Raw genomic sequence first — 25,933 nt, 5'->3', positions numbered from 1 at the left:
CAGAAGAAAGATCCCCCTTTTTCGAGGCGCGAATCCCCGAAATGGCCCAGTCCCAACTCCATCCCGCCCTCCTATGCAAAGGCCAGGGAATCAGACCGAAACCCTCTCTTCAACAACGATGTGTGCATGTCGTAGCCCTTGAGGGGAGGGGCTGGGGGTGGGGGTCCATCGGTGATCACCGCACCACCCCCTCCCTCAATCCCTCCCCTCAAGGGGGAGGGAGGCGACGACTGAGAAATCGCGCCCTAGCTCAGCGCGTTCAGCAAGTTCCCCGACACGTGCCCATCCGGCAGCAACCCCGCCCGCGTCTGCCAGTCGATCACTGCGGCGCGGGTCTTGGGCCCGATCTCGCCGTCGGGCTTGCCGATCTCGTAGCCCTTCTTCAGCAGCCGCGCCTGCACCTGCTTCCGGCCATCGGCGTTGAGCGCGGTGTCTTTCGGCCAGGCGACCGAAAAACCTCTGCCGCCGATGATGCGGTCGGCCAGATGTCCCACCGCCAGCGCGTAGCTGTCGGAGTTGTTGTAGCGCTTGATCACCCCGAAATTCGGCAGCACGGCGAACACCGGGCCGTTGCCGCCCATCGGCATGTAGAGCCGGGCGGTATCGCTGTCGCGCGGGAACGGCTTGCCGTTGGCGCGCGTCACGCCGACCCCACGCCAGTCGCCCAAGGTTGCGGTGAGGCCCTGCCAGACGTTCTGGTAGTTGAAGTCGCGTGGGAGCTTTACCTCGTAACCCCACGTTTCACCTGGCCGCCAGCCGAACGACTTCAGGTAGTTGGCGATCGAGGCCTGCGCGTCGGGCACCGAGCCCCAGATGTCCTTGTGGCCATCGCCCTTGAAGTCGACGGCGTATCTCATGAAGCTCGACGGCATGAACTGCGGCAGGCCCATGGCTCCGGCCCACGAACCGACCATGTCCTTGGCGCGCACATGCCCACCCTCGAGGATCTCGAGCGAGGTGATGAGTTCCGAGCCGAAGAAGTCGGCGCGATAGCCGCCATAGGCCAGCGTCGCCAGCGCATGCACCGTGTTGGTGCCGCCGAGGAACCCGCCGAAATTGGTTTCGATGCCCCAGATGGCGAGGATGATCTCGCCCTGCACGCCGTAGCGTTCGCTCACCGCCTTCAGCGTCTTGGCCCATTCGCTGCGCATGTCGTGACCGGTGTTGATGCGCGTGTCGCTGACCCGCTTGACCACATAGTCGGCCGCGGTCGAGACGAATTCCGGCTGCTTCTTGCTGAGGTCGAGCACCGAGCCGATCGGCTTGAAATCGCCCATGGCGATATCGAACACCCGCTTCGACACGCCCCGCGCCTTGGCCCGCTGCCAGGTCTGGTCGACAAAGCCACCGACGCTGGCAAAGGCCGGCGTGAACGCCGACGAAGCGATCAGCGCAGCAGCGCCAATACCAAAACTACGACGGGAAACAGAGAATTCGATCGGCTTGTTGACACGGTACATGAAAGCGCCTCTGCACAAGAGGGGCGACCCGGTAGAACGCTGGGCCAGTCTGCCGGCACACTTGGCCGACGGTTTCTCGTCTATTTTCCGCAACGAAATTAAGATCGCGTTACCCACGTGTTCGCGATCGCGTGATCGACGGAGGCAGGTCAACTCCGCACGAGGCGGCGGCCGTTCGCTATTAGGCCCGCACCGCCGCCGGCCCGATCGACCCACGGCTGATCAGCGGGCACTCGATCTTCACCCGCCGTGGCGAGGCGGCGGGGAGCTGCTCGTCAAGCAGGGTGCCGACCGCCCAGCGCGCCATTTCCTCGTGTGGCAGCACGACGGTGGAAAGCGGCGGGTTCATGTACATGCTGATGTCTTCGTCATCGAAGCCCACCACCGACATATCGTCCGGCACCCGCAGCCCACGTAGGCGCAACGCATCGTAGGCGCCCACCGCCATGCGGTCGTTGAAGGCGAAGATCGCCGTCGGCGGGTTGGGCATATCGAGCAACCGCGCCGTCAGGTCGCGTCCGCCATGGATGGTCCAGCCGCCGCGCATGATGAGGTCTTCGTCGACCGGCACATCCCACGAGGCCAGCGCCTGGCGGTAGCCGCGCTCGCGGTCGTCGGCCGCTTCGATCCAGCTCTCGCCGGCGAGGTGGGCGATGCGCCGATGGCCGGCCTTCAGCAGCGCTTCGGTCGCGGCAAAGCCGCCGGTGACATCGGCCGGCACCACCGAAGGATAGTAGCGCTTCCTGTCATAGCAGTTGAGCAGCACGGTCGGGATGTCGCGCAGGCGCTCGGGCACTTCGACCGGTCGGGTCACGAGGCTCGCATAGAGCACGCCGATGACCTGGTTGCCGAGCAGCATGTCGAGCGCCAGGCTCTCGAGCTTGGGGTCGGAGCGGGTCGAAAACGTCGCGACCACCACATCCTGCAGCGCTGCTTCCTCGCGCGCCCCTTCGATGAAGGGCGCAGCGAACGGCGTGGTGCTGACCTCGTCGATAAGCAGGCCGATCACGCGCGTCCGGTTCTCGGGTACTTGGTGCTGCGGCCCCTTGCGGTAGCCCAGCGCGTCAGCCGCCTCGAGCACCCGGAGGCGCGTCGCCTCGGCCACCCGTGCGTTCGGCACCCGGTTGAGGACGAGCGACACCGTGGCCTGCGAGACCCCCGCACGCTCACCGATCTCGATCATCGTCGGCCGTTTCGCCACCGCTTCCCCCGACATCGTCGAAGCGTTTTCTTCAGCGTCTTCGTAGCGCAGCATTATCAGGCCCGACGCTCGGTGTGCAACTCGCCTGCTAAACTCATTAGCACCCATAGCCCTTGCAGGGTGAGCGAAAAGCCGCTAGCCATAGCCAACTGCTAATAAATATTAGCACTGGGGGAGGACCAGATGATCGGCGAGACTACGGCCACCAAGGCTAGCGCAAACGCACGCGAGGAAATCTCGCTCGACGGCGCGTGGCGCTTCCGGCTCGACGGCCATGGCGACTGGCGCACTGCGACGGTCCCCGGCCCCTGGCAAGCTGAGTTCGCCGACCTGCACCATGCCACCGGCAAGGCCATCTATGCCCGTCAGCTGTCGATCCCGGCGGCCTGGCAGGGGCGCGAGATCGTCCTCCGCTTCGGTGCGGTGAACTACTTCTCCGAAGTCCGGCTCAACGGCCGCGTGCTCGGCACGCATGAAGGCGGTTACCTGCCCTTCGAGTTCGTGATCCCCGAGGGCACCCCTTCCGAAAGCGCGCTCGAAGTACATGTGACGCTGCCGAGCGGCGACGCCGAGGCCTATCCCGACTACCCGTTCGGCGAAGTCCCGCACGGCAAGCAGAGCTGGTACGGCCCGCTCGGCGGCATCTGGCAATCGGTAAAGCTGTTGGCGCGCGACACGCGGCACATCGCTCATGTGGCGATCGACGCCAACCCCGACACTGGTGAAGTCGCGCTGGCGCTCACCCTCTCGGCCGCTGCAGCTGGCGCCACCGTGCGCGCCACCGTGGGCGGCCTCGCTGCGGAGACCACCGGCACTGCGCTGACGCTGAAGCTCAACTCCCCGGCGCTGTGGTCGACCGAGACGCCGAACCTCCACGCCCTCAAGCTCGAGCTCGTCGCCGGCGGCGAAGTCGTGGACACCACCACACATAGCTTCGGATTTAGGAAGATCGAGACCCGCGACGGCAAGTTCTTCCTCAACGGTCAGCCGCTCTACCTGCGTGGCGCGCTCGATCAGGATTACTACCCGGACGGCATCTGCACGCCGCCCTCGCTGGCCTTCATCGAAGATCAGCTCAGAAAGGCCAAGCATCTCGGCCTCAACCTGCTGCGCGTCCACATCAAGGTGCCCGACCCGCGCTACTACGAAGTCGCCGACCGTCTCGGTGTCCTGATCTGGACCGAGATCCCCAACGTCCAGTATTTCAGTGCCGCCGCCGCCGGGCGCATGCGCGACACCATGGCCGGCATCATCGCGCGCGATGGCAACCACCCCTCGATCATTGCCTGGACCATCATCAACGAAGATTGGGGCACCCGGCTGATCGAGAATGCCGATCACCGCCAGTGGCTCAAGGACACCTATGACTGGCTGAAGGCCAGGGATCCGCGCCGTCTCGTCGTCGACAACTCGGCCTGTATCCCGAACTTCCACGTCAAGACCGACATCAACGACTATCACTATTACCGTTCGGTGCCCGAGCGCCGCCCCGAGTGGGAAAAGCTCACCGAGGAATTCGCCGGCGCTCCCGACTGGACCTGGACGCCCTATGGCGACGGCGAGCGCCGCGGCGACGAGCCGCTGGTGGTCTCCGAGTTCGGCGTCTGGGGCCTGCCGCACCCCGATCAGGTCAAGACCCCTGCGGGCGAGGAGCCCTGGTGGGCCGAGACCGGCGGCAACTGGGGCGATGGCGCGGCCTACCCGCACGGCATCCAGAACCGTTTTGCCACCTACCACCTCGACAAGGTGTTCCGGAGCTTCGACGACTTCATCACCGATGTGCAGTGGTACCAGTTCGCCAATCTCAAATACGAGATCGAGTCGATGCGCGCCCACGCGCCGATCCAGGGCTACGTCATCACCGAGATGACCGACGTGCACTGGGAGGCCAACGGCCTGCTAGACATCAACCGCAACCCGCGCGCCTTCCACGATCGCTTCGCCGAGATCAACACCGACACGGTGATCGTACCGCAACTCGAGCACCACGCTGTCACTTCGGGCGACAGCATCGCGCTGCGCCTCAAGGTCGCGACCGGCGGCAAGGCGGTGCCGGCCGGCGCGACGCTCAGCTGGTCGGTCGATGGCGCGAGCGGCAAGCTCGACGTGCCGGCGACCGAAGGCCTCGCCGTCGCCGACCTCGGCGCCACCGCAATCACCCTCGGTGGTGAGGCCCGCGTCGCCTCTATCGCACTGCGGCTCGAGGCAGGCGGCAAGCTGCTGGCCAAGAACGAGATCCACGTCTCGGTCTATTCGAAGCGCACCGCCGGCCCCGCAAAGATCGCCGCTGCCGACCCCGAGCTCGCGGACTACGCCAAGGGTCTCGGCTATGTGGTGACCTCGGATGCGGCTTCTGCCGACCTGGTGCTCACCCACGCGCTCGGCGCCGCCGATATCGAAGCGATGCGTCATGGCGCCCGCTACCTGGTGCTGGCCGATGGCTCGGTCGAGACGCACCGCAACCTCAGGACCGATCCGCCGCGCGCCGAGCCACCGACCATGCCGGCCGGCAAGGAGCGAGCCCGTCATCTCGGCGCCGAGACCCAACTCCCCAATATCGGCCTCGTGCTGCGCGATGGCACGCTGTGGCGCGGCGACTGGATCGCCAACTTCTCCTGGATCAAGCGGACGGGGGCGTTTGCCGCCCTGCCCGGTGGCCCACTGCTCGATGTCTCTTTCGATCGCGTCGTGCCGCACCACGTGCTGACCGGTTTCCGCTCCTGGGAATATGACGGGCTGATCGATGCCGGAGTAGTGATCGGCTGGATCAACAAGCCGGCCGCCACCATCGCCCGCCGCCGCGTCGGCAAGGGCGGACTGGTGGTCACTACCTTCCGCCTGACCAATGACGCCCCAGGCGCCGATCCGGTGGCCGCGGCACTGCTCGACGGCCTCGTCACCAGCGCGGCAAATCTTGAGGTCGGGGCAGCGGCGGAGAGCTGAATCGGATCACCGGGTGTGAAACACGCGAACCGGGCCAGCACCAAAGGCTGATCCCCCGGGGACTGCATCGAGCGCGGGCGCAGCCGGCGTTTCGGCTCCCGCTTCGACGGCCGCAAAGCCCGGTGAACGTGCGAACGACGAGATTCCCGGCACGATCCACGCGGACACCGCCGATCGCACATTATATTGTTGGATTGATACACAGCTTGCGCCGATCCAAAAAACCCCGCACATTCAAAGCGCTTCGAGTTGTCGAGCGAATTTCCGGACCCGGGAGCCGCCCGAACTACCATTCCAGCTGTTGACTCAACCCTCAGGCGCGTCTAACGCTTGGGAATATTGGGAGAAATAGCCGGTGCTCTGGAGGGAGTTGCCGACTTTGGTGGGGGAGACGCCAAGCCAATGCCGCAGGGCACGATCTGACTGTCCGATGGGCAGTGCCAGCGTAACGCGATGAGTGGCGGAACGGCTCCTGCACCCAGGCAGCCGACGAAATCCGACGCGCTGAAAACCCGATCCGGGCTCGGCGCAATCACTGCGAAGCTGGTACCGCCACGATCCTTCAGCAGGGGATCGGCGAACCTTCAGGCCCGAGGGCATCAACGTAGGTCGATGGCGCCTCAGGGGCGCACGATCCACCGGCCGGCCGAACCGCCCAGCACCCAAGGAGCGATCGCAGGATAACAAGATTATCTTGGGGAGGTGTGGGGCTTAACGGGGTCGATGGGACCCACAATTCAAACATTGTCGCCTCAAGGCGACGTCTAGCTTTCGTCGACAGTCAAGGGAGACTCTGTCACATGGTCAAACGTAGAACAATCACCGCGGCACTGCTGGCGCTCGGCGTCATGGCATCGCCGCTGGCAGCGCTGGCGCAAAGCCCGCTCGCTGCCACAGCGCCGAAGGAAATCGCTCCGGCGACGCCACTTCCCGAAGTGCCGCGCAACCAGACCGTCGTTCTTGGCTGGGGTGTTGCGCTGTCCTCGCCGATCGGCGTCACCAACCCGTGGGCCCTGCCCGGCTACACCCACCAGGAAGGCAACGCCTTCATGTGGGAGCCGCTGATGTACTTCGCCATCTTCAAGGGCGAGTATGTTCCGTGGCTGGCCGACAGCATGGAATACACCGACGACACCTTCACCGCGCTCGAGATCAAGCTGAACAAGGACGCCAAGTGGTCTGACGGCACTCCCGTCACCTCCAAGGACGTCAAGTTCACCTTCGATGGCCAGCTGAACAACTCCAAGCTGCCCTACAACGCGCACTTCAGCCAGTTCGTCGCCTCGACCGATATCGTCGACGACCTGACCGTGAAGGTGAATTTCAAGGCCCCGGCCCCGCGCTTCAAGTTCGAAGTGCTGACCGAGAAGTTCGATACCGGCATCCCGATCGTCCCGGCCGACTATTTGTCGTCGAAGCCCGACGTGAATATGGAACCCGGCTCGATCGACATCCCGCACTCGGGTCCGTATGACCTGAAGGCGTGGAACGCCAACCAGAAGATCTTCGACTACCGTCCCGACTGGTGGGCCGTTAAGGCCGGCCGTATTGCCGAGCCGGCAGTCAAGCGCGTCATCATCGCCAACATCACCGGCGTCTCGATGGACACCGTCGCCCAGCGCGTCGTGAACAACGAGTTCGACTCCGCCCTCGACATGCGTTCCTCGGTTATCGGCAACATCCTTGCCCAGAACCCGGAAATCACCACGCATACCGGTTCGGAATCGCCGTTCGGTTACCTTGACTGGTGGCCGAACTCGCTGTGGATGAACACCCAGCTCGAGCCGTACAGCGACCCGAACGTCCGTCGTGCGATGAGCCTCGTCATCAACCGCGATGTCATCAACGACATCCTGTATGAAGGCGCTCCGATCGCGACGATCTATCCGTTCCCGCTCTACCCGAACCTGCAGGCTTTTGCTGACTCGCCCGCCGTCAAGGCGCTCGAGGAGCAGTACCAGCCGCGCCTGTTCGACCCCGAGCAGAGCAACAAGCTGATGACCGAAGCCGGTTACACCATGAACGGCGACGGCCTGTGGGAGAAGGATGGCAAGACCATCGACGCCACCATCCAGGGCTTCGAAGGCATCCACTCCGACATCGTGCCGATCCTGGTTGAAATGCTCCGCCAGGGCGGCTTCGACGCCGCGATCAACTTCGGTCCGGACGCCTACCAGAACATGGCGGACGGCAAGGCCGGCCTCTACATGTTCGGCCACGGCGCATCGCTCTACGACCCGTTCGAGGCCCTGAACCTCTTCCACGGCAAGTACAGCGAAGCCATCGGCACCTCGGCCGGCAACAACCGGTTCTCGCGCTACAAGAACCCGGAATACGACCAGATCCTGGACGAAATCGCTCCGCTCTCGTCGGACGATCCGAAGTTCCAGGAAGGCGCCGCCAAGGCTCTGGGCATCTACTGGCGCGACCAGATCGATATCCCGATCATCCAGTGGCTGCACCGCATCGCCTACAACCAGCACTACTGGAAGAACTGGCCGACCGCCGAGAACCCCGCAATGGGCACCAATGGCGCGTTCTGGGCCCACACCGGCCTGCTGGTCATCACCTCGCTGCAGCCTTCGGGCGCGCAGTAAGCTGAGCATCGACATCGGAGTGCGCGTCCGCGCGCACTCCTTCTGATCTCACCGTGCCGGAGTTGACCGAGTGAACTTCAAGCTGATTGCCAAGCGCCTCTCCTTCCTGGTTCTGGTCATCTGGGCCGCATCCACGATCGTATTCTTCATCCCCCGCCTCAGCCCCCGTAACGCCATCCGCGAGCGCTTCGCCGAGCTGGCGCGCTCCGGCGGCTTCGCTCCCGGCGATATCGAAAAACTCATCGCCAACATGAACGAGCAGTTCGGCCTCGATAAGCCGCTGCTCGAGCAGTACTGGAACTATCTCGGCAACATCGTGCGCATGGATTTCGGCTACTCGCTGAACCGCTATCCCGCGACGGTTACCGACATCATCAGCCAGGCCCTGCCCTGGACCTTCGGCCTGCTGCTGGTCACCACCATTCTCAGCTTCATCATCGGCAACCTGCTCGGCGCCGTGTCGGCATGGCCCAAGGCGCCCCGCTGGGTGCGCTCGATCGCCACGCCCTTCGTGCTGCTGACCGGCGTGCCGCCCGTCATCATGGGCGTGCTGCTGCTGTTCTTTATCGGCTTCCGTCTGAAGCTCCTGCCGCTGGGCGGCGCCTACTCGATCGGCGTGGTGCCGAACTGGTCATGGGAATTCGCACTGGATCTGCTGCGGCACCAGTTGCTGCCTGGCCTGGCGCTCATCCTTGGCTCCGTCGGCGGCTGGGTGCTGTCGATGCGCGGCATGGGTGTTACCATCCAGGGTGAGGACTACGTGAACTTCGCCGAACACAAGGGCCTGACCGGTGGGCGCATCTTCCGCGACTACTACCTCAGGAACACCCTGCTTCCGCAGGTAACCGGCCTGGCGCTGGCGCTCGGCACGGTTGTCACGTCGGCGATCATCGTCGAAGGCCTGTTCGGCCTGCCCGGCCTTGGCACCGTGCTCAACAACGCCATCCGGTCCAACGACTTCCCCACCATCTACGGGATCGTGCTGTTCATCACCATCGCCATTGCGGTGCTGATGGCGGTGCTCGAGTTCATCTATCCGCTGCTCGACCCACGCGTGCGCAACCAGTAGGAATCGGAAAATTGTCCACCATTACCGCTACCGCACCGGCGACCGCAGACGTTTCGATGGAGCAGCCCAGCGGCTTGACGCTGTTCCTGCGCTATCTCCGCCGGAACAAGGGCCTTGCCGTCGGCCTCATCATCCTGCTCGGGTTGATCCTGTTCACCGTGATCGGGTTGATGACCATCAACCCCAAGCACGCCTATCCGCTATCGGTGGCCACCAAGAAGCCGCCCAGCCTGCAATATCCGTTCGGTACCGACTTCTTCGGCCGTAACCTGTTGGCGGCGATGGTCGTCGGTATGTGGCAGACTGCTGTCATCGGCGTCATCGCCGGCGGTCTGGGCACCCTGATCGGCGTCGTCCTCGGCTTCACCTCGGCCTATTTCGGCGGTTGGATCGACTCGACCATCCGCACCATCTGCCAGATTTTGACGCCAATCCCGGTCTTGCTGATCCAGGTGGTCGTCGCCGGCTCGCTCGACAAGCGCGACGTCACCATCGTCACCATGGCGCTGATCGTAGTGATGCTGGCCTGGATGGGGCCAACGCTGGTGATCCGCGCCCAGGTGCTGACCATGAAGGAGCGACAGTTCGTTTCGGTCGCCAAGCTCTCGGGCGTCAGCGATATCGGCATCATCTTCAAGGAGATCCTGCCCAACCTGCTGCCGTTCATCGCCGCGGCCTTCGTCGGCCAGGTGTTCGCCGCAGTCTTCGCATCGTTCTACCTCGCCGTGCTCGGTCTCGGGCCGCTGCGTGAGCCGCTGCTCGGCAACATCATCTGGGCCGCCCAGTTGCAGGGCGCCTTCTTCAACGGCTGGTGGTGGTGGCCGATCGCGCCGTCCATCGGGATGATCCTGATCCTCGCCTCGCTCGCCCTCATCAATATGGGCCTCGACGAACTGGCCAATCCGCGCGTGCGCAAGACGGAGTAATGACGATGAACCTTGCAACCACGGAAAACGCTGCGAGCCGCAATCCGGCCGCGGCGGCCGCCAGCCCCATCCTGCGGGTCGAGGATCTGGTGGTCACCTACTACACCGACCTCGGTCGCGCCCGCGCCCTCGACAATGTCAGCTTCACCCTCGAAGCCGGCATGAAGATGGGCATGGTGGGCGAATCCGGCTCGGGTAAATCCACCCTGGCGCTTGCCATGATGCGCATGATCAAGCCGCCGGGGCGGATCGAAGGCGGCCATGTGTGGGTTGGCGGCACCGACCTGCAGTCGCTCAACGACGAAGGCATGCGCAAGGCGCGGCTTTCGAAGATTGCCTATATCCCGCAGGGCGCCATGAACTCGCTGAACCCGGTCACCCGGATTGGCGAGCAGATGGTCGACGCCATCAAATCCCACCTCTCGGGAGAGAGCCGCCAGGCGATCAATGATCGCTGCGTCTGGGCGCTGAAATCCGTGGATCTCGATCCCGGCGTCTTCCACATGTACGCCCACGAGCTGTCGGGTGGCATGAAGCAGCGCGTCTGTATTGCCATCGGCATCCTGCTGCGCCCCGAAGTGATCATCGCCGACGAGCCGACCAGTGCCCTCGACGTGGTCACGCAGCGCCAGGTGATGGAAACCATCGACAAGGTGCAGGACGAGCTGAACTCGGCCGTCATCCTGATCGGCCACGACATGGGGCTGATGGCCCAGACCATGGACCGGGTGGCTGTGATGTATGCCGGCCGGCTGGTCGAGGTTGCGACGGTGCGCGAGATGTTCACCGATCCCAAGCACCCCTACTCGCAGGCGCTGATTTCCAGCCTGCCCACCCTCGACAACCGCGGTCAGTTCAAGGGCATCCCGGGGCTTGCCCCCTCGCTGCTCCGCCTGCCCTCGGGCTGCGCCTTCCATCCGCGCTGCCCGCTCGCATCGGATCGCTCGCGCTCCGAAAAGCCCAAAGTGAATGTGCTGCCGGGCGGGCGCCTCGTCGCCTGCCATATCTACGACCAGGAGAGCTGAGCCGGTGTCCAACCTCTTGGAAATTCGTAACGTCACCAAGGTCTACCAGCGCGGCCTGTTGTCCCCGCACGCCAAGGTTGCGCTCAAAGAGTTCAACCTGATCTTGCCCGAAGACAATCCCTCGATCCTGACCGTCGCCGGCGAATCCGGCTCGGGCAAGACCACGCTCGCCATGCTGGTGCTGGGCTTCATCACCCCCACCACCGGCGAGATCCTCTATCGCGGCAAGAACATCACGACGCTGCGCGGCACCGAGCGCATGGCCTATCGCCGCGAAGTGCAGGCGGTGTTCCAGGATCCGTTTGCGGTGTTCAACCCGTTCTACACCGTCGACCACCTGCTGACCGTGCCGATCAAGCAGTTCAAGCTGGCCAAATCCGGCAAGGACGCGCGCAACAGGATGGACGAGGCGCTGACCGCGGTGGGCCTCCGCCCGGAGGACGTGCTCGGCCGCTTCCCGCATCAGCTCTCGGGCGGCCAGCGCCAGCGCATCAACGTCGCCCGCGCTCTGCTGTTGAAGCCCAAGCTGCTGATCGCCGACGAGCCGGTGTCGATGGTCGACGCCTCGCTCCGCGCCAACATCCTCGAGTCGCTGAAGAACCTGCACCGCGACCATGGCGTGACGATCATCTACATCACCCACGACCTGACCACCGCCTACCATGTCGCCGACACCATCACGGTGTTGTACCGCGGCGACGTGGTGGAAAAGGGCGATGTCGAGACGGTGATCCGCAACCCGCAGCACGCCTATACGAGGCTGCTCGTCGACTCGATCCCCTGGCCCAATCTCGATCAGAAATGGGGCCAGCACTCGGTCCGCTCCAAGGAGTCGCAGGCCGAGTTCCGCGCCGACGCGCCGACGCCTTAGGCTGCTGCACAAGCCTGTCCCCACGCAGGCGAAAACCATAGCGCCGGCCGTTCACAGCGGCCGGCATAGTTGCGTCCACCGCGGCCCGATATTTGCCGCACCAACTTTTGAGATCGTATCGACATGCTCGAAATCGCCGAGGTCATCCCTCCGAAATACTCACCCGTCTGGAAGCTCGCCAAGCAGTGCGGCGTCGACCTTGCCGTGGCCGGCCTGCCCTTCGACAGCCTCCAGGCCAACGAGCGCGTTTCGTCGCTCTCGGCGCTCTCGCGCATGAAGGACGAGTACGAGAAGGGTGGCTACGAGATCCGCGTCATCGAGGCCCGTCCGCCACTGAACCTCGCCAAGCGTGGCCTCGAGGGGCGCGACGCCGAGATCGATGTGGTCTGCGAGCTCATCACCAATATGGGCAAGCTCGGCATCCCGGTCTGGTGCTACGAGTGGATGACCGATTTCAACTGGGTGCGCACCAATATGGCGCTGCCCAGCCGTGGTGGTTCCGTGGTGACGGCCTTCAACGTCAACGACGTGCCCGACAGCATCACCTCGAACCCGCCGATCTCGGAGGAAAAGCTCTGGGAAACGCTGGAATATTTCCTCCGCCGCGTGTTGCCGGTGGCCGAGAAGGCCGGCGTCAAGCTGTCCATGCACCCCGACGATCCGCCGATCACCCCGATCAAGGGCGTCTCCCGCATCATGCGCACGGTGCCGAACTTCCAGCGCCTCGTCGACATGCTGCCATCGGACTACAACACCATCACGCTCTGCCAGGGCAACTTCACCCTGATGACCGACGACCTGCCCAAGGTGATCCGCGGCTTCGGCAAGAAGAAGATCAGCTTTGTGCATTTCCGCGACGTCGAAGGCGTGCCGACCAACTTCCACGAAACCTGGCACGACGCCGGCAAGACCGACATGCTCGCCACCATGCGCGCCTACAAGGACATCGATTTCGACGGCGTGCTGCGCCCCGATCACGTCCCGACAGTGGAAGGCGACAGCAACGAGAATGCCGGGTATTCCGCCTTCGGCCGGCTCTATGCCATCGGCTATATCCGCGGCCTCCACGAAGCCGTCTACTCGAGCTGAGATATCACCATGAAGATCGCACTCACCGGTTCATCCGGCGGCGTCGGCCGCGCCATCATCGCCGAGGCGCGCAAGCAAGGTCACGACCTGGTCTGCATCGATCGCGTCGCGGCGCCCGAGACCGAAGAGACCAGGGACCTGCATTTCATCCAGGCCGACATGGATGAGTTTGACAAGCTCGTCGCCGCCTTCGCCGGTTGCGACGCGGTGATCCACATGGCCGCCATCCCCTCGCCGGGCCGGCACCCCGACCATGTGGTCCACAACAACAATGTGGTGGGCAGCTACAATGCGCTGCAGGCCGCCGTCGACAACGGCATCATGCGCATTTGCCAGGCCTCGAGCGTCAACGCCATCGGCCATTCCTACAGCCGCGATCCGCATTACGACTACCTGCCGATCGACGAGGAGCATGCCAACTATTCCGAGGAGCCCTACAGCCTCTCGAAATGGATCTGCGAGGCCCAGGCTGACGCCTTCGCCCGGCGCTGGGAAGATATCTCCATCGCCTCGATGCGCTTTCACTGGGTGGTGCCGGAGCGCGAACTGGCGGCCCGCAACTTCACCCCGAACTCGGCCTCGCCGAAAAAGCACCTCTTCGCCTATACGCGCTTCGATGCGGCGGCGCGGGCGTGCCTTCTGAGCCTCGAGGGCAAGTTCAAGGGGCACGAGGCCTTCTACATCGTCGCGCCCGACACCACGATCGATATCCCCAGCCTCGAGGCCGCCGAGAAATACTTCCCCGGCATTCCGATCAAGGGCGATCTCAGCGGTCGCAAGGCCTTCTTCAACTCGTCCAAGGCCGAGCGCATCCTGGGCTGGAAGCACGACCAGCCGTGATGCAGCCGTGGCGGGGTAACGCCTGCCACACGCTGGCTTCGCTACTGTTTTACCAGCTTGGAACCGACCTGCTTCACTGCGGGTTGGATCGTTGAGCGCTTTCAGGAAAGCCAGCAGACCTTTCCAGCTCGAAAGCGCGACAATTCATGGACTGGCCCGTTACACTGGAGGAACGCCCAATGAGACTTTCCGCAAGGTTTGCCCTCGCTATCGCTCTGTTCGGGATGGCGCTGCCTGCCTTCGCCCAGGACACACCGGATTCGGCGGTGGCCGGCACCAAGCAGTTCGAAATGAAGGAACTGACCAATGGCCTCGAGGGCCCGTGGGAGATCACCTGGGGCCCCGACGGCTGGCTGTGGCTCACTGAGCGCGTCGGCGGCAAGATCACCCGCGTCAACCCGGCCGACGGTACCAAGCAGGTGGCAATCGACATCGAGGAAGTCTCGGCCCCCGGCGGCCAGGACGGCCTGCTCGGCATGGCGCTCGATCCGGGCCTGCTGAAAGACACCGGCAACGACTACGTCTATGCGGCCTACACCTACGTCGACAAAGAGCTGCCCAAGCATGAATGGGTCAAGGACCCGTTCAGCCCCTATGCCAACCTCTTCGCCAAGATCGTCCGGCTGAGCTACGACAAGGCGTCCGGCACGCTGAGCGACCCGCAGGTGATCATTGCCGGCATGCCCGGACAGAACGATCACAACTCCGGCCGGCTGAAGTTCGGCCCCGACGGCAAGCTCTATTACACCATCGGCGATGGCGGTAAGGGCCAGCTCGGCAACTGGTGCATCCCGATCGAAGCACAGCGCCTGCCCACCGCCGACGAACTCGCGGCCAAGAACTGGATCGCCTACCAGGGCAAGTCGCTGCGGCTGAATCTCGACGGCTCGATCCCCGAGGACAATCCCGAGATCGATGGGGTCAAGAGCCACGTCTTCACCTATGGCCACCGCAACATGCAGGGCATCGACTTCGGCCCCGACGGCACCCTTTACGCCTCCGAGCAGGGGCCCAAGACCGATGACGAAGTGAACGTGCTGGTCGGCGGCGACAATTACGGCTGGCCGCATGTCGTCGGCTTCAGGGACGACAAGGCCTACCAGATGGCGCGCTGGGACCTCGCCACCACGCCCTGCGCACAACTGACCTTCTCCGACATCACCATCGACCCCTCGGTGCCGGTCGAAGACGAAAGCAAGTGGCCGGGCGAACAGCACGATCCGCTCGCCACGCTGTTCACCGTCCCCAGCGATTGGGATTTCACCGATCCGGCCTGCGGCGGCATCGACTTCATCTGCTGGCCCACCGTCGCCACCTCGTCGATGCAGGCTTACTTCCCCAAAGCGGGAGAGGGTATCCCCGGCTGGGAGAACTCGCTGCTCATCACCACGCTGAAGCGCGGCTCGATCTACCGCGTGCCGCTGGCGGCTGACGGCAAGACTGCCGCCGGCCCGATCGAGCGCTACTTCCAGTCCGAGAACCGCCTGCGCGACATGGCGCTCAGCCCCGACATGAAGACCATGTATGTGGCGACCGACGTCAGCGGCCTCGTCGGCACTATGGATGGCGGCGCCGGCACGACGCTCCAGAACCCCGGCGCCATCCTCGTCTACACCTATACCGGCGAGGGTGATGGAGCGGCTGCGACGACGACGGAGGCGGCTCCGGCTGCCGAAGCGGCGACCGCCGCAGCGACGGGCGAGCCGGCCAGCTTCACGGCGGAGCAGGCAGCGCGCGGCAAGACCGCCTACGACGCCAACTGTGTCTCCTGCCACGGCCCGGACCTGGTGAGCGCCAATTACGGCCCGCCGCTGGCCGGCGCCTATTTCGAGGGCAAGTGGGTGGGCCAGACCGTCGGCGCGCTCTACACCCACGTCCACGACCGCATGCCCCCCTCGCGGCCGGGCGAACTGGGCGACGAAACCTACGCCGCTCTCGTCGCCTATATCCTCTCGGTCAACGGCCTAGCCGCCGGAGATGCCGAGCTGCCGGCGGACGTGGCGAAGCTCGAGGCAATGGTGATCGCGAAATAGGACGCGAGACTTTGCGCAACGAAAAGAGGGGCTCCGACGGGAGCCCCTCGCTGTTTCTGGGGTGCTCGGCGCGGTGCCCAAGCGCCATATCCGATAGCCGAACTGATCCCCGAAGCCTCCCACCCACCGGTGTCATCCCAGCGAAAGCTGGGACCCAACTCGCAGCCCGCACCAGCGGAGAAATGGGTCCCCAGCTTTCGCTGGGATGACACCGAGTTTGGTGAGCCTATCATGCCTCCCCAAACGCCCTGACCCTCAGTAGCTCACCTTTCGATAGTACTTGGGCTCCCGCACCTCGACCGCCTGCGGCTCGTTCTCCGGTCCGAGCAGCGCTGCATATTCCTTCTCCGCGAGGCCATAGGCGCCGTTGGTGAACTCGGCGAGGCCGTTGCGATCGATGATCGCCACGATGCCGCGCATGGTGCGGATCAGTCCACGCGCCTCGAGGTCCTGCAGGGCCCGCGTCACTCCGGCGCGACGGACTGCCAACATTATCGAGAGGAACTCGTGCGTGATCTGGAACGACTCGCCCAGCCGATCGCCGACCATCAGCAGCCAGCGGGCCACCCGCTGCTCGAGCAACAGCCGGCCGTTGGCTGAGGCAGTGGAGGCCACCTGCACTGCGAAAGCCTGTGCATAGCGCATGAACAGCTGGTGCAGCGAAGGGCTGTCGGTGAGCGCCGCCCGCAGGTGCCCGGGGTCGACCCGCACCGCGCTGCCGCCGCCCTGTACCACGGTGCTGAACGGGGTCTTTTCCACCCCGTGTACCACTGCAAGGCCCGTCATGCCTTCGGGCCCGATCAGCCCAACCTCGATGATGCCGCCATCGGCATCGTCGGCCACCACCGAGGCGAAGCCGCGCTCGATGAAATAGATCGACTCGACGCTGCGATTGGCCACTTCAAGCGCGTTGTGGGGGGCAAGCTCCACTCGCTCCATCGGTCCCAGCAGGGCCAGGTCCTGGCCTGAGAGTCGCGACAGCAAACCGTTCTCGAACCGCGGTGACAGAAAAGACAAGCGTCTGCGCTCCTGTTTCGCGCAGCCCCCGCCAATTGCTTGCCTGTTCAGGGGCCGACGCAAATGGCCATGGGCGACTGCTCATGCCAAAAACACCAATGTCAGGTGAAACTGCGCCCCCCGCAGGTTCCCTCTCGCGCCGCGGCTGCCCTCGCTAGGCAGCGGTCCGTGCGCTGGCGGCTTCTGCCGCGTGGTTGCTCGCCGATCCCTCGCAACGGATCGTCGCTCTGCGAGGTGCCTCAAAGATGTTGCGAGCAGCTCCGACAATACGCCGTGAGCTCGGCGGAATACTTTCGCTGGACGGTACCAAACCGTACCGAGTGGCCATTGATATTGTCGACGCACCGCGAAGCTACATCAGAGACCGCACTCGATCAAGGCAACGCGCAATCGAGCAGCATCGCAATTCAAGAAAACCGCCGAGATCATGCCGGCGAAGCTTGCGCCGACAGAAACTGGCGGCGCGCTTATGGAACACTTTCGCACGCTGGAAATATTGGGAGAGATGCCGGCCTCCTCGACCTGCCACGCAGCTGGTCGACCCTTGGGGCGCATTCCTCGCGGCGCAGCTTTGTCTTGCTAACGTGGAGGCACGACAACTGCCCGCCACGTCGGCCCTCGCGGTGCGGAAATCAGCATAGGACGCTGTCGAGATTGGCCTCTCGTACACGCAACGGCAGGATGTCCGGAATGGTGCCGCTCGGCGGGATCGTCGGCCGAGCGGCCAAGTGAGGCCGGCGCAGTATCCCGGTGGCGCCGTTCCATTTTGGTGAAGCCGATTGCCGGCAGTCTTATCTAATTGGCGGCGAATGCGGATCAACCGGACGAGGATTCCCGGTCGGACGGTCAAGCGCGACGGCGCCGGCCCCTCGTCGAACCGGCATGTCCAGCGCTAGTCCAGGAACACCTTCACCGTATCCGAGCGGCCCTCGGCATCTACCACCGATAGCGTGACAAACCCCGGCCCATCCGGGCGCCAGCTGTTCTGCCGGGCAAAGGCCGAACGTCCGAACGGTGCACCGTTGGCGAAGAAGGTGAAGGGCGGCACGCCGTTGCGCACCTTGACGATCAGTGGCGCCTCGTTGCCCGAGGCAAGACCGAGATCGACGTCGACGCCGTCGGTCGGATAGGCGATCTGTGGCGCTGCATCGCGCTTCACCTTCTGCTCGTCGGGATGGCGGAAGCGACGGAGCGGCAGCGGCAGTTCGGAGTTGGAGGCAAAGATCGTCCCCCGCGGTGCGTCACGCAGCGGCACGGTCTTTTCGGCCAGCCGGTCGAACGCCTCGAACAGGATCGGTGCCGCCGCCCCGAAACCGGTGATCCCGGGGATCTGCGAATTGTCGGGCCGGCCGACCCACACGCCGATAACGGTCTTGCCGTCAAAGCCGATGGCCCAGGCATCGCGATAGCCGTAGGAGGTGCCGGTCTTGTAGGCGATGCGCCCGGCCGAGCCATTGAGCGGCGGCGGCACGTCGGCAAGGATGCTGGCGACATACCAGGCAGCGATCGGATCGAGCACCGGCGCCGGTGTCTCGGTCTCCTCGGCCACTGCCTTCACCCCATCGCGCAGCACCACCGGGGTGCCGCCCCGGCCGATCGCCGCGTAGATCGAAACGAGGTCGCGTAGCGTCACGCCGACCCCACCCAATCCGACCGCCAGGCTCGGCGCCGTGTCGGCCGGCAGCCGCGCCGCGGCATGTGCCCGCTTGATCCGCGCCACCAGCCGCGCCGGGCCGACCGCATCGAGCACCACCACAGCGGGAATGTTCAGCGATTCCGTCAGCGCCTGCCGGATCGACACCGTGCCGCGGTTGAAACCGTCGAAATTGACCGGCACATAGCCGTTGAATGCTGTCGGCCGATCCTCGATCAGGCTCTCGGGATGGGCGAGCCCGAGTTCGAAGGCGAGGCCATAGATCAGCGGTTTCAGCGTCGAGCCGGGCGAGCGCACTGCCTCGGTCATATCGACATAGCCGTCGCTTTCGGCGTTGAAGAGCCCGGCGGAGCCGACCGAGGCGAGAATATTGCCGGTCTGCTGGTCGGCGACGACGATCGCCACCGAGAGCTTCGAGCCGAGCTGCGCCGCCCGGTCGGCGCCGAGCCGCTCGAGCTTCGCCTGCAATTTCCGCTCGATGGTCAACTCGATCTTGCGTGCATTGGGGTGCGCCTGCACCGCCGCCTCGGCGAGATGCGCGGCGTACATCGGGAAATCGCGTCTTGCCTTGGGCATCGGTTCGAGCTTGGCGGCCTCGGCCTCCTCGGCGCTGATCACCTTGGCGCCGACCATCCGGTCGAGCACCAGGTTGCGCGAAGCCCTCGCCACTTCGACATCGCGATCCGGCCGCCGCGCTTCGGGCGATTGCGGCAGCGCCACCAGCAGCGCGCATTCGGCCGTGGTCAGCCGCCCCGGCTCCTTGCCGAAATAGGCGAGGCTCGCCGCGCGGATGCCTTCGATGTTGCCGCCATAGGGGGCGAGCGTCAGGTAGAGCGTCAGGATCTCGTCTTTGCTGAGGGAGTGCTCCAGCATGTCGGCATGCACCATCTGACGGAGCTTGCCGGCCATGTTGCGGGTCGGCTCGCCGCCAATCAGCCGCGCCACCTGCATGGTGAGGGTGGAGCCGCCCGAGACGATCCGCCCTGCCCCGACATACTGCACCGCGGCGCGCAGCATCGAGGGCCAGTCGATGCCGTGATGCTCGTTGAAATGCTGGTCCTCATAGGCCAGCAGCATGTCGATGAAACGCCGGTCGACCTCGGCGATCGTCACCGGCAGCCGCCAGCGCCCATTGGCGGTAGTGAACGGCCGGAGCAGCAGCCCGGCATTGTCGACCACCGCGGTCGATACTGGCACCGCCGACACCACCGGCGTGGGCGGCAGCGTTGCCCGGATATCGCGCAGCACGGCGAGCCCATACTGGCTGCCGACCAGCGCCACGCCGGCGAGGACGATCAGCGTCGCAGTAAAGAGCCCCGGCGCGCGTGGGCGCCGGAGCTGCTGTTTGGGTTCGGCCGTGCTCATGGCCCGGTCGCGCCGACCTCGATCTGGCCCGCGTCGGTATTGGCGCGCAGCTCCGGCCGGTACATGTCCTCGACCGTGGCGCCCGGCATCACGAAGCTGCCCGGCGAGACGGCACGCACCATATAGGCGGTGGTGACGCTGCTGGCGGCCGAGGTGAACCTGAATGCGGCGACGAACTGGTCGGTCCGCGATTCGACATGCGCCGGCGTATCGACGGTGAGCCAGCTGAGGTCGGCGACGCCCGAGCCCTGCAGCAGGTCGGGGTTCTCGATCTCGAACCCGGCCGGCAGCGGATCGGCCACCACATACTGGCCCGACCCGAGCTGGGTCGGCTGCGTCGTCAGCACCACCACGAAGCGATCGTTCTGGCGGACATTGCTGAGGTCGGCGGGCTCGCCATTCGGCAGGTAGTAATCCCGCTGGATGGTGAAGCCGCTGGAGCTCGCCGCCGGCGGGGTCGCCGGGATGGCGGTGACGGTCACCTTCATCTCGGTCGGACGGTTGCCGTTGTTGACGATCTCGACGGTTTCGCTGTCGAACGCCTCCTGGTCGTAGCGGCGATAGACGGTGCCGGTGAGCGGATCGCCATTGATCGTCACCGAACCATCGCCTGCCTCGCGGGCCAGCGCCGAGGCGGCGACCAGCGTCCACGCATCCTCCTGGGTGGAGGTCCAGCGTTCCTTGTCGCGCAAGGTAGCGAGCTTGCTGGTCAACTCGCCGATATCGACACCCGACGGCGTGAACTCGGCGGCGAGTGCAAGCACCCCGGCCGTGTCGCGCAACTGGCTGCCGTAGTCGTTGCGGTACTTCGCCCGATCCTCGCGGGCCCTAAGGTCCTCGACGGCTGCCTGGAAGGCTGTCGCCGCACGGGTCCGGTCGCCATAGAGGGCGAGCGCGGCGCCGAGCTGGGCCTTGGCCAAGGGCGAGCCGAAGGCGCTGAGGCGCGCCTCGAGATAGTAGCGCAGGTCGCCGATGGCTGCCCGGCCGGCGCGCGCCAGATCATAGAGCGCGAACGCCACGTCCTCTCCGCCGACCGTGAAGTCGGTGGCGTAGGACACCTGGTTGCCGAGGTTGTCGAGCGCCCGGGTCATCGCCAGATCCGGCACGTCGTAGCCTTCCGCCCTGGCGCGGAGCAGGAACTCGGTGACGTAGGAGTCGAGCCACAGGTCGGTGCCGTCATACGGTCCCCAGAGCCCGAAACCGCCGCTGGAGGTCTGCTTGGCGAGCAGGTTCTTGATCGCGTCCTTGACCCGCTGGGTGATCGCTTCGTCATCGCCCAGACCAATCATCGAGGCGACTTCGTTGAGATAGAGCAGCGGCAGGGCCCGGCTCGAGGTCTGCTCGGCGCAGCCATAGGGGTAGCGATCGAGCTGCATCAGCAGGCCCGGCACATCGAGACGGGCAATCGGCCCGACTGCGAGCGTCAGTTCCCCGGTATGCGGCACCATGTCGGCGAACAAGCTCTTATCGAGCGTCGTCGTCGCGCCCACTTCCAGCGGGATCAGCTGCGTGGTGGTCATCGGTGCACTGGCGGCGCGGACCCCGAGCGTCAGCTCCTTGGTCTGCGTTGTCCCATCCGGCGCAGTGACGATCACCTTGAGCGTATGGTCGCCGATCTCAGTGCCGGTAAGGCTGAGATTGAGCGCGGTACGCTCGCCCGTCGGCAGGTCCACCGAAGTCTCAGCCGCATCGGTCGAGAGCCCCGTGCCGGTATCCAGAGCCACCTTGTAGGTGCCCGGCTGGCCGGCGATGTTGTTGACCTCGACCAGCAGCCGCGACGTATCGTCGAGGCGCAGGAAGCGCGGCGGGCTCAGGTTCACCACCACCGGATCGCGCACGATCACGTCGGCGGAGCCATGACCCACGGCACCGGCGCTCCACGCCATCGCCATCAGCCGCACCGTGCCGTTGAAGTCCGGCATATCGAAGCTGATCGTCGCGGTGCCGTCGGCCCCCACTTCGACAATGCCCGAATGCAGCGCCACGAGGACAGTGGTCGCCGGCGGCGTGCCGAAGCGCGAGGCGCCCTCGTCACCACCGCTGCGGAACGCGCCGGGTGTGCCCTGCATCGGGTCGATCAGCTGGCCATAGAGATCGCGCACTTCGACGCCGAGCTGGCGCTGCCCGAAGAACCAGCCATCCGGATCCGGCACCTGGAACTTGGTGAGGTTGAGGATGCCGAGATCCACCGCCGCAACCGCGACATAGGCCTTGTCGCCCGGCTGGACGTTGGCGAGCTTCACCGTGGTGGTGAAGGCCTGGCGCGGCAGCGCTTCCTTGGGCGCATCGAGGCTCAGGTCGAGCTTCAGGTCGCCCGGCTCGACATCGGCGAAAGCGAGGCCGAGCGCGCGCGCCGGCATCCGCTTGGCTTCGGCGCTGGCCGGGCGATAGAGCATCGCCGTCACATAGGCGCCCGGGCCCCAGTCATCGGTAACTTCGAGCGGCACGGTGGTGCCGCCTTCCGGCACTTCGACCGCCTTCATGGCGATGATGCGATCGTCGACCACCATCACCAGCGCGGTGCCGGCGAACTGCGGATCGAGCTTCAGGTTGGCGGTCTCGCCCTTCCGGTAAGCTGGCTTGTCGAGCGCCACCGACAGCGTGTCCGGCGTGTCGGAGCCCGCTTCCGGGTAATAGTAGCCGGCATAGAACTCATAGCTCGAGGAGGTAGCGCCTTCACCGGTGCTCGTGACTTCGAGCCGATACTGGCCCCAGTTGACGGCGGCGCCGACGGCCACCGGGCCGGAGGCGAGCGCGTCGACGGTGCCATTGGCCACTTCACGCGTCGTGGTGATGGCTTCCCACTTCCAGGTACCGCTGTTGCGATACCACTGATAGGTGGTCTCGACCCGCGACAGCGACCATTCGAGCCCGGCCTCATCGACGGTCGCGCCATCCGGCGCCACCGCGATCACGTCGAACATCGCTTGGCTGCCTTCGGCGAGCCCGCTGGCATCGGCAAACTGCGGCTTCAGCCCGATGCGATTGCCATCGGCCAGCACCGGACGCGTCAGGCTGCGCTCGATGGCGCGCCCATTGCTGTCGACGAGCCGAAGGATCAATTGCGCTTCGAGCGGCCGCGTCGTCGCCTGCGGCGCGCTGACGATGACTTCGGCAGTGACGTTGCCGGCTTCGTCGGTGGTGCCGACGACGCCGAGAGGCTCGCGCGAGGTCTCGAACGTGTCGTCGAGCCGGCCGAACGTATAGCCGGGGTAAGCCGGCAGCGACGTTACCGGCCGCAGCACCGCATCGGCCTCGACCGCGAGGTCGGGCGCGGTGGCGCCATAGAGATACTTGGCGGTCACCTCGACCGGCGTCACTTCGCCGGTTTTGATCGGCGCGTCTGCCGCACTGATCTCGAAGGCCAGCCGTTCCGGTTCGAAATCTTCGACGAGAAACCCGACGCTGGTCAGCGAGTCAGCCTTGGGGTCGGCATAGAGCCGCATGGTCCACGAGCCGCGCATCGCTTCGGGGTCGAGCGTCACGGCGCTGAAATAGCCGCCGGCGCCGGCGTCATTGAGCAATTCGGTGCTGGAAATCACCCCGTCCGGGCGCTGTACTTCCAGCGTCAGCGGCAGGTCGGTCACCGCCTTGGCTTTCACATCACGCAGGATCGCCGTGAGGAACACCGTTTCGCCCGGGCGATAGACGCCACGCTCGGTGGTGGCGAACAGGTCGAGCGGACCCGGCGACGGTCGGCCCTCGACACCGCGATCGGTGAGATCGAACGCTGCCTTCGATACGTCGAGGAACGCATAATCCCCGCCATCGGTCTCCGTGGTGATCAGCTGCGGCGCCCGCCCGCCTTCGCCGCGCGACAGGCCCGGCGCGAAATCGGCTCGGCCATCGGCATCGGTTACCGCCTCGCCGAGGATCTCGTTGTTGACGGCGACGAGCCGCACCTTGGCGTTGGCCACCGGCTGCGCACTGGTGAGCGAACGCACGAACGCATGGACGCCATCGTCACCGGTGACCGTGGTCAGCCCGAGGTCGGTAACGATGAACCACTGCGTCGCGACTTCGCGCCAATATTCCTGCTGCACGCCATTGACCTTGGCGGTCACCACATAAGCGCCCGGCTGCAGTTCCTTGACGATCTCGGCGACCGGGATTGCGGTCACCGTCATGGCGTTGGGCGCGCCCTGCGCCAGGTCGACCTGGCCTTCCCAGGTCTTCTCGCCGGTCGAATTGGCGACGTCCTCGGCCGAATAGCCGTCGAGCGTGCGCTGGAAGATGCCCTGGCGCACCGCGGTGGCGATCGAGCGATCGCCGATCCGGTAGATCACCACGTCGGCGGTCTTGGCGTTCACCGAGGTGATCGGCAGGCCGCCGCCGAGCCCGGCGGGCATCACATAGGCGTTGTTGGCAAAGCCGACGAACGGCGCGCGATCCGGCACGAAAAGGTCGAGCTCGACATCCGAGCGCAGCTCTTCGCCATTGGCCGAGGGCAGGCCCGCACGCAGCTTGATGTGGTAGCGCCGGCCATGTTCGACGCCGGTGATGCAGATCTGGCTCTGTTGGGTTTCGACGGCAACCGTCGGGGCGTTGTCGACCACGACATAGCTGGAAAGATCCGTGTCGCCCGAGGGCAGCGAGTCCGAGAACACCGCGCAGATCCGCGGGTTGGCGGCCTCGGCATCGACCTGGTTCGAGGTGACGCGGAAGCCATGCTCGGCGACGGCCTTTTCCAGCGCCGCTTCGCGCGTAGCGTTGTCGACCAGCGCGAGGCTCGCGCGATAAGTGGCGATGGTCTCGCGCCACATCTCGCGGCGCGACAGCGACACAGCGAGTGCACCCAGTGCATCGGCGCGTTCGGCCACCGTCTCGGACAGCATCAGCGCATTCATCGCCGCATAGGACGAGTTGACCGCAAGATCATAGACGCCATTGCCGGCCGCCGCCTCGATCACCATCCGGGCCTCGCCCTCGGCGGCGAGCTTCAGCCACACCGAGGGGTCGTTCTTGTTGATCGCCAGCGCCTGCCGATAGGAGACCATCGCGGCCGAGGGGTTCGACTGCGCCGCAGCTTCATCGCCCGCGGCGACCAGGTCGGCATAGGTCACATCCGGCGGCGGCGGATCGGTCTGCGGCAGGCTGGTCGCCATGTAGCGGGCGGAATCGACCAGGTCCTGCGCCGGGAACGGCAGCTCGCTCAACCGCGCCTCGACGGTTTCGGCGAGCGGCGGGGTGAAATCGACACGGCCGGACGTGGCGCCCTTGAACGCCGTCTCGGGGCCGACATCGCCCTTGAGGAAGCACCACTTGGCCTTCTCGTTATAGGTGAAGGCGCGGCAGATCTTGTCATCGGTACAGGCGGCAGAACAGGCGTCGACATCGACGTCCTTCAGCACCGAATAATCGAAACCGGGGAGATCCGTACCGGGCAGCAGCGTGATGTTGCGATCAGCCGCATGTGCGGGACTGAGGGCTAGGGTTCCGGCCACGACAAGCCACCAGATCGACCGAAAAAGCCGCTGCATTCCCAAACCCCTATCGTATGAATACCTCTGGCTCACCCTATGATGACTGGGGCTGAACGACAAATGAATGACGGGCGTAAGATGCTGGGGATTTGTCGCTGAAGCGTGCGCTCTATCCGCTCCCCTCCCCCCGCGGCGCTACGCGTCCGCTAGGAGGGGAGGGGCTGGGGGTGGGGGTGGTAAGGGACGCTCGGTGCTGACTGCACCACCCCCTCCCTCAATCCCTCCCCTTAAGGGCAGGGCTATCGCATATGAACAGCCACCGGGCTCTCAGTGGTCCTCCACCGCGCAGCGGGGGAGGGGGACCAGCGAAGCTGGTGGAGGGGGCGGCCCCAAAAACCGGCGTATCCTGCCGCCCCCTCC

General features: G+C 65.2%; 14 protein-coding genes. 9 read left to right on the top strand and 5 right to left on the bottom strand.

Annotated features, from left to right (window positions below; genetic code table 11):
• Nucleotides 1-245 precede the first annotated feature (245 nt).
• Complete coding sequence (locus tag VGV07_RS22105; protein ID WP_326870906.1) at nt 246-1,460, bottom strand: lytic murein transglycosylase; 1,215 nt, start codon at nt 1,458-1,460, stop codon at nt 246-248.
• A gap of 181 nt (nt 1,461-1,641) precedes the next feature.
• Nucleotides 1,642-2,715 carry a LacI family DNA-binding transcriptional regulator gene (locus tag VGV07_RS22100; protein WP_326870905.1) on the bottom strand — a complete coding sequence of 358 codons (1,074 nt, stop codon included), beginning with the start codon at nt 2,713-2,715 and terminating at the stop codon, nt 1,642-1,644.
• Nucleotides 2,716-2,844: 129 nt separating this feature from the next.
• Between VGV07_RS22100 and VGV07_RS22095 the strand changes: the two genes are divergently transcribed.
• From VGV07_RS22095 to VGV07_RS22055, 9 genes are all read left to right on the top strand, one after another.
• A complete protein-coding gene (locus VGV07_RS22095; RefSeq protein WP_326870904.1) occupies nt 2,845-5,604 on the top strand; it encodes a glycoside hydrolase family 2 protein in 2,760 nt (919 codons plus the stop codon).
• An 800-nt stretch (nt 5,605-6,404) separates the two neighbouring features.
• Nucleotides 6,405-8,201, top strand: coding sequence for an ABC transporter substrate-binding protein (locus VGV07_RS22090; protein WP_326870903.1), 1,797 nt, complete (start codon nt 6,405-6,407; stop codon nt 8,199-8,201).
• A 70-nt stretch (nt 8,202-8,271) separates the two neighbouring features.
• Nucleotides 8,272-9,270: an ABC transporter permease gene (locus VGV07_RS22085; RefSeq protein ID WP_326870902.1), complete on the top strand. Its 999-nt coding sequence runs from the start codon at nt 8,272-8,274 to the stop codon at nt 9,268-9,270.
• An 11-nt stretch (nt 9,271-9,281) separates the two neighbouring features.
• Nucleotides 9,282-10,196 (top strand): ABC transporter permease, encoded by a 915-nt coding sequence (locus VGV07_RS22080; RefSeq protein ID WP_326870901.1) that lies wholly within the window; start codon nt 9,282-9,284, stop codon nt 10,194-10,196.
• Between the two features lie 5 nt (nt 10,197-10,201).
• A complete protein-coding gene (locus VGV07_RS22075) occupies nt 10,202-11,221 on the top strand; it encodes an ABC transporter ATP-binding protein (RefSeq protein WP_326870900.1) in 1,020 nt (339 codons plus the stop codon).
• 4 nt (nt 11,222-11,225) lie between these two features.
• Nucleotides 11,226-12,092 (top strand): ABC transporter ATP-binding protein, encoded by an 867-nt coding sequence (locus VGV07_RS22070; protein WP_326870899.1) that lies wholly within the window; start codon nt 11,226-11,228, stop codon nt 12,090-12,092.
• Between the two features lie 123 nt (nt 12,093-12,215).
• Nucleotides 12,216-13,181: a mannonate dehydratase gene (locus tag VGV07_RS22065; protein WP_326870898.1), complete on the top strand. Its 966-nt coding sequence runs from the start codon at nt 12,216-12,218 to the stop codon at nt 13,179-13,181.
• Nucleotides 13,182-13,190: 9 nt separating this feature from the next.
• Complete coding sequence (locus VGV07_RS22060) at nt 13,191-14,021, top strand: NAD(P)-dependent oxidoreductase (protein WP_326870897.1); 831 nt, start codon at nt 13,191-13,193, stop codon at nt 14,019-14,021.
• A 179-nt stretch (nt 14,022-14,200) separates the two neighbouring features.
• Nucleotides 14,201-16,054: a glucose/sorbosone family PQQ-dependent dehydrogenase gene (locus tag VGV07_RS22055; protein WP_326870896.1), complete on the top strand. Its 1,854-nt coding sequence runs from the start codon at nt 14,201-14,203 to the stop codon at nt 16,052-16,054.
• 255 nt (nt 16,055-16,309) lie between these two features.
• Here VGV07_RS22055 and VGV07_RS22050 read toward each other — a convergent pair whose 3' ends face one another.
• The 3 genes from VGV07_RS22050 to VGV07_RS22040 form a co-directional block, all read right to left on the bottom strand.
• Nucleotides 16,310-17,071: a Crp/Fnr family transcriptional regulator gene (locus VGV07_RS22050; RefSeq protein WP_326870895.1), complete on the bottom strand. Its 762-nt coding sequence runs from the start codon at nt 17,069-17,071 to the stop codon at nt 16,310-16,312.
• Between the two features lie 892 nt (nt 17,072-17,963).
• A complete protein-coding gene (pbpC, locus tag VGV07_RS22045; RefSeq protein ID WP_326870894.1) occupies nt 17,964-20,090 on the bottom strand; it encodes a penicillin-binding protein 1C in 2,127 nt (708 codons plus the stop codon).
• The gene (locus VGV07_RS22040) at nt 20,087-25,534 is read right to left on the bottom strand and encodes an alpha-2-macroglobulin family protein (protein WP_326870893.1); all 5,448 of its coding nucleotides are present in this window, start codon (nt 25,532-25,534) and stop codon (nt 20,087-20,089) included. The genes pbpC and VGV07_RS22040 overlap by 4 nt, the downstream gene beginning before the upstream one ends.
• Nucleotides 25,535-25,933 lie beyond the last annotated feature (399 nt).

Origin of the sequence: Devosia sp., assembly GCF_035944845.1 — a bacterium.
Lineage (GTDB): Bacteria > Pseudomonadota > Alphaproteobacteria > Rhizobiales > Devosiaceae > Devosia_A.
This window is presented reverse-complemented; position numbering and strand designations above follow the sequence as displayed.

Coding starts and splice junctions, on each gene's coding strand:
- VGV07_RS22095 (WP_326870904.1), top strand. CDS start 2,845: ATGATCGGCGAGACTACGGCCACCAAGGCTAGCGCAAACGCACGCGAG.
- VGV07_RS22055 (WP_326870896.1), top strand. CDS start 14,201: ATGAGACTTTCCGCAAGGTTTGCCCTCGCTATCGCTCTGTTCGGGATG.
- VGV07_RS22105 (WP_326870906.1), bottom strand. CDS start 1,460: ATGTACCGTGTCAACAAGCCGATCGAATTCTCTGTTTCCCGTCGTAGT.
- pbpC (WP_326870894.1), bottom strand. CDS start 20,090: ATGAGCACGGCCGAACCCAAACAGCAGCTCCGGCGCCCACGCGCGCCG.
- VGV07_RS22090 (WP_326870903.1), top strand. CDS start 6,405: ATGGTCAAACGTAGAACAATCACCGCGGCACTGCTGGCGCTCGGCGTC.
- VGV07_RS22100 (WP_326870905.1), bottom strand. CDS start 2,715: ATGCTGCGCTACGAAGACGCTGAAGAAAACGCTTCGACGATGTCGGGG.
- VGV07_RS22060 (WP_326870897.1), top strand. CDS start 13,191: ATGAAGATCGCACTCACCGGTTCATCCGGCGGCGTCGGCCGCGCCATC.
- VGV07_RS22075 (WP_326870900.1), top strand. CDS start 10,202: ATGAACCTTGCAACCACGGAAAACGCTGCGAGCCGCAATCCGGCCGCG.
- VGV07_RS22065 (WP_326870898.1), top strand. CDS start 12,216: ATGCTCGAAATCGCCGAGGTCATCCCTCCGAAATACTCACCCGTCTGG.